Origin of the sequence: Actinoplanes sp. NPDC048791 (assembly GCF_040650095.1) — a bacterium.
Lineage (GTDB): Bacteria > Actinomycetota > Actinomycetes > Mycobacteriales > Micromonosporaceae > Actinoplanes.
Map to the genome: position 1 here is coordinate 1 of NZ_JBEZGQ010000645.1, position 4,935 is coordinate 4,935.

Genomic DNA, 4,935 nt, shown 5'->3' on the forward strand with positions numbered 1-4,935 from the left:
CGCCGCCGCGCTGGTCGTCACCACCAGAGAGATCGCCCGTCAGCGGGGCTGGCGGCCACGGGCGCGGGTGCACACCGCGACGGCCGTGGGCGACGATCCGATCATGATGCTGACCGGCATCATCCCGGCGACCGCCAAGGTGCTGGCCCGGGCCGGCCTCACCCTGGCCGACATCGACGCGTTCGAGGTCAACGAGGCGTTTTCGTCGGTGGTGCTGGCCTGGCTGGCCGAGACCGGCGCCGACCCGGCGAAGGTCAACGTCGACGGCGGCGCGATCGCGATCGGTCACCCGCTGGGCGCCAGCGGCGCCCGGCTGGCGACCACCCTGCTGGGCGTGCTGGAACGCACCGGGGGACGCTACGGGCTGCAGACCATGTGCGAAGCCGGCGGTACGGCCAACGCCACCGTCATCGAGCGCCTGGGCTAAAGCGGTCGCACCGGGTGGAAGCCGAACGGCAGCTCCAGCCGGTGCGCCCGGAGCAGCTCCTCGTCGGCCAGCAGCTCGGCGGTGGGGGCGTCGGCCACGATCCGGCCGTCGTCGAGGATCACCGAGCGTGGGCACAGCTGCAGCGCGTACGGCAGGTCGTGGGTCACCATCAGCACCGTCACCGGCAGCCGTTCGATGATCTCGGCCAGTTCCCGGCGGCTCGCCGGGTCCAGGTTGGACGACGGCTCGTCCAGCACCAGCAGCTCGGGCCGCATCGCCAGCACGGTGGCCACCGCGACCCGGCGGCGCTGGCCGAACGACAGGTGCAGCGGCACCTGGTCGCGGTGCGCGGCCATGTCCACGGCTTCGAGGGCCTCGTCGACCCGGGCCTGCAGCTCGGCGCCGCGCAGCCCGAGGTTGGCCGGCCCGAAGGCGACGTCCTCGGCGACGGTCGGCATGAAGAGCTGGTCGTCGGGGTCCTGGAAGACGATGCCGACCCGGCGGCGGATCTCGGCCAGCCGGGCCCGGTCGCGCGCGTCCACCCGCAGCCCGCCGACGTCGACCGTGCCGGCGCCGCCGTGCAGGATGCCGTTGAGGTGCAGGACCAGGGTCGTCTTGCCGGCGCCGTTGGGCCCGAGCAGGGCCACCCGGTCCCCGGCAGCGACGCTGAGGTCGACACCGCGCAGCGCGACGCTGCCGTCCGGGTAGGCGTAGGTGAGGCCGGCGATCTCGAGGCTCACGCCAGCACCGCCGTGAGCGCGATGGCGGCGGCCGCGGCGGGCAGCACGGCCGAGGTCGCCCAGTCGGCGGTCGTGGCGCCGCCCGCCTCGGGCCGGGGGAGCCGTCCGTCGTAACCGCGGGAGACCATCGCCAGATACACCCGCTCGCCGCGCTCGTACGCCCGCAGGAACAGTGCCCCCACGCCGACCGCGAACGCCTTGACCTGCCACAGGAACCGCGGGTCGTAGCCGCGCGAGAGCCGGGCGATGCGCATCCGGCGTGCGTCGTCGGCCAGGATGTCCAGGTAGCGCAGCATGAACGTGGCGATCTGGGTGAACACCCGCGGGCAGTGCAGCCGGTCCAGGCCCAGGATCAGGTCACGCATGGTGGTGGTGGCCGCCAGCAGCAGCGAGGCGACCACGCCCAGGGTGCCCTTGGCGACGATGTTCCACGCGCCGTGCAGCCCGTCCACCGACAGCGACATGCCGAGCCAGGTGATCCGCTCGCCGTGCCCCGCGAACGGCAGGGCGACGGCGAGCACGACGAACGGCAGCTCGATGGTGGCGCGCTTGGCCAGCCACGGCAGCGGCACGCGGGCCAGCACCGCCACCACCGCGAGCAGCAAGGCGTAACCGCCGAACGCGGTGAACTCGGTGCGCGGGGTGGCCACCACGACGATGGTGAACAGCAGCGTCGCGAGGATCTTCACCTCGGGGGCCAAGGCGTGCACCGGGCTGGGGCGGTCCAGGTGCAGCGGGTGGGCGTGGCCCGCGCCCATCAGACCTTCTCGGGGCTGCGCCGGCGCACGAGCCAGAAGACGCCGCCGCCGATCGCGAACGTCACCAGCACGCCCAGCACCCCGGCCAGCCCGGTCGACAGGTACGGGTTGTCGATGCCGCGGATGCCGTAGTCGGCCAGCGGGCTGTCGGCGAGCTGGTGGTCCTGTTCCCGCTGAAGCATGCAGGTGCCGCCGGTGATCTCCCCGTGGGAGTCGAAGGTGCAGCCCTCGCGGGCCGTCGCGTCCAGGCCGTCCGGGCTGCCGGAGGCGAAGTTGCTGACCACGCCGGCCAGCAGCAGGGCGACCAGCAGGCCGCCGGCCAGGAACCAGCCGAGTCGCCGGGTCATGCCTTACCTCCCGAGACAGTGGCGGGCGCCTCGGCGGGGGTGGCCGCCACCGGCGCCGGTGGGGTGCGGAAGCGGCGCAGCGCGTAGACCAGGTCGGGCCGGACCTTGGCCACGGTGGCCACGGTGGTCGCCGCGATCAGGCCCTCGCCGATGCCGATCAGCACGTGGGTGCCGGCCATCGTGCCGGAGACCCAGGGCAGGGAGAGCTGGGTGGTGCCGCCGAGCCAGTACTCGAACACGAAGCCCTGGGAGGCGGCCACCACGCCGACGACCGAGGCGATCAGCGCGGTCGCCCCGAGCCCGGACGGGGTCTTGGGCAGCACCCGCAGCAGGCCGGCGACCAGCAGGTATCCGGCGGCGGTGCCGATGATCGCCATGTTGGTGATGTTGAGCCCGAGGGCGGTCAGGCCGCCGTCGGCGAACAGCAGGCACTGGATGATCAGAACGGTGGACACGCAGAGCGCGCCGACCCACGGTCCGACCAGGACGACGGCCAGGGTGCCGCCGAGCAGGTGGCCGGAGACGCCGGGCAGCACCTGGAAGTTGAGCATCTGCACGGCGAAGATGAAGGCCGCGACGAGGCCGGCCATCGGGGCCAGCCGGTCGTCGAGGTCGGCCCGGGCCCGCCACACGCAGAACGCCAGGGCGAGGGCGGCGAAAGCGGCGAAGATCGCCGACACCGGGCCGTTCACGATCCCGTTGGCGATGTGCATCGTCTGGACGTCCATGGATCCCCCTCCGGCCGCGGGCACGCCTCGATCAGCATATGGGTCACCGTGGCAGTTGCAAACTATTGGCAACAGCGTCCGCGCGGCTGCGACGGGGATCACTTCCGGGGCGGGGCCGCCGCACTCAGAAAGCCCGCTTTGACCAGAGTCCGGCTGAGCGGCCGCGCCAGCTCCGCGAGCCGCGCCGCGCCGTCGGCCCCGAGCACCCGGTACGCCGGAGCGGCCAGCCGGTCGGTGTCGGCCTCGATCCCGTCCCGCAGCGCCCGTCCCTCGTCACTGAGCTCCTCGCCGGAGATCAGGCCCCGTTCCCGCAGCGCACTCTCCTCGGCCGCCCACTCCTGGTGGCTCCAGCCCCGGCTGGCCCGCAGGAACCGGCCGTTGGCCTGGCCCGACGCCGCGTGCAGAATGATCGACTGCAACCCGCTGACCCCGGCCACCAGCAGCGCTGCCACGTGCGCGTCGCCACGGAACTCGCGCAGCAGCGTCTGGGCGTGCCACAGCACCAGGTGCGGCGCCTCCGGCCAGTCGAGGCTGGCGTGCGCGGCGAACAGTGGCCGTCCCGCGGCGTACGGGATCGCCGACTCCGCCGCCCGCCGGGCCAGCCCCGCGGCCTCGGCCACCTCGGGGCTCCGCACGACGTCGCCCAGGCCCCGGACCAGCGCCGCGTCGGCGGCGTCGAGCCGGGCCGCGACCGCGGCCGCCGGCGACACGATCTCCCAGGCCGCGGGCAGGGCCCGCGCCACCAGGCCGGGGTGGAAGTTGTAGAACGTGGCCACCACCGGCCCGGGACCGACCGTGCCGAAGGCGGCGCCACGGGAGGCGAAGTAGTCGACGCCGGCGGGCACGCCGAGCGCCGCGAAACGCTCCCGCACCTCCGGGGCGAAATAGATCATCGCGTGCAGCGGCTCGGCGAGCCGCCAGGCCTCACGGGCGAGAGCGGGCGTCACATCCATGCCCGTCATCCTGTCATTACCGGCTAGTAGGGTGCGACGGTCAGGGCCGACATCCCGGCGGCCGCGTCGACGTCGACCCGGTCGACCGCCGCGGCCCAGCTCGCCGGCGTGAAGGTCTGCCCGGCGGCCACCCCGGCGTGCCGCTGCCCGTCGAGGGTGACCTGCCCGGCGCCCCGCCCCACCCGTACGCGGACCGGCGTCCGCTCGGCGGTGTGCACGTCGAAGAGGCTGACCCCACCGGACATCCGGACGCTCAGCGTGCCGTCCGGCCGCGGCAGCGTCAGGGCGATCCGGCTGGCGCCGCCGGTCAGATCCACCCCGCCGACCCGCCCGGCACTGAGGTCGATCGTCGACAGCTGGGCGCCGCCGGCGATCCGCAGATCCCAGCGCACGGCCGCGTTGAGGGTGATGTCGACGGACTCCGCGTCACCGTCGAGCCGCAACCGGACCCGGCCGTCCTGCTCGTCGGTGCGCGGCACCACGGCGCCGGCGTCCGGCGTGGTGATCCGATAGAGGGCGTCGCCGAGGTCGGCGGCCCGCAACGTGACCCGCTCGGCGCCGTCGATGAGATCAAAACCGGCACTGGTACGCCCGTCGCGGGCGGCAGTGGCCAGGTGCGGGGCGGAGGGGGCGGCGGCCACCGGCGGGCTCCAGCCGGAGGGGGTGGTGCCGGGGTCACCGTCGCGGCTCAGGGCCACTACGGCGGCGCCGGTGAGCAGGAGGGCGGCGGCTGCGATCCCGGCACCGACCAGCCAGCCCCGGCCGGGCTGCGCCGACTCCCCGCCGCTCACTGAAGGATTGCCGGCCCGGGCCGGGCTCATCTCAGTCTGGTCACCGCCGGGCGAAGGTTCGCCCTCGCCGGCCTCGCCATCAAGTCGGCGGCGAATTGGTCCGGCGGGGTTGCTCGGCCCGGCGAGGCCGAGTGAGTGGTCGGGGCCGGTCGGCTCGGGGAGGCCGCGTGGGTGGTCGGGGGCGGTCGGCG

General features: G+C 74.3%; 5 protein-coding genes and 2 pseudogenes. 1 reads left to right on the forward strand and 6 read right to left on the reverse strand.

Annotated features, from left to right (window positions below; all coding sequences use genetic code 11):
• Positions 1–427: pseudogene (locus tag AB0C29_RS33465) on the forward strand (steroid 3-ketoacyl-CoA thiolase); the annotation flags it as partial.
• Here AB0C29_RS33465 and AB0C29_RS33470 read toward each other — a convergent pair.
• From AB0C29_RS33470 to AB0C29_RS33495, 6 genes and pseudogenes are all read right to left on the reverse strand, one after another.
• Positions 424–1,167 carry an ABC transporter ATP-binding protein gene (locus AB0C29_RS33470; RefSeq protein ID WP_360828801.1) on the reverse strand — a complete coding sequence of 248 codons (744 nt, stop codon included), beginning with the start codon at positions 1,165–1,167 and terminating at the stop codon, positions 424–426. The pseudogene AB0C29_RS33465 and the gene AB0C29_RS33470 sit on opposite strands and share 4 nt — an antisense overlap.
• On the reverse strand, positions 1,164–1,925 hold the full coding sequence (cbiQ, locus tag AB0C29_RS33475) for a cobalt ECF transporter T component CbiQ (RefSeq protein WP_360828804.1): 762 nt from the start codon (positions 1,923–1,925) through the stop codon (positions 1,164–1,166). Before cbiQ ends, AB0C29_RS33470 begins: the two co-directional genes overlap by 4 nt.
• A pseudogene (locus AB0C29_RS33480) lies at positions 1,891–2,272 on the reverse strand (PDGLE domain-containing protein); the annotation flags it as partial. The pseudogene AB0C29_RS33480 and the gene cbiQ, both read right to left, overlap by 35 nt.
• Positions 2,269–3,000 carry an energy-coupling factor ABC transporter permease gene (locus AB0C29_RS33485; protein WP_360828807.1) on the reverse strand — a complete coding sequence of 244 codons (732 nt, stop codon included), beginning with the start codon at positions 2,998–3,000 and terminating at the stop codon, positions 2,269–2,271. The pseudogene AB0C29_RS33480 and the gene AB0C29_RS33485, both read right to left, overlap by 4 nt.
• Positions 3,001–3,098: 98 nt before the next feature.
• Positions 3,099–3,953 carry an SCO6745 family protein gene (locus AB0C29_RS33490; RefSeq protein ID WP_360828810.1) on the reverse strand — a complete coding sequence of 285 codons (855 nt, stop codon included), beginning with the start codon at positions 3,951–3,953 and terminating at the stop codon, positions 3,099–3,101.
• Between the two features lie 23 nt (positions 3,954–3,976).
• Positions 3,977–4,935, reverse strand: a 959-nt coding sequence (locus AB0C29_RS33495) for a hypothetical protein (RefSeq protein ID WP_360828813.1), incomplete at its 5' end; no start/stop codon positions are given.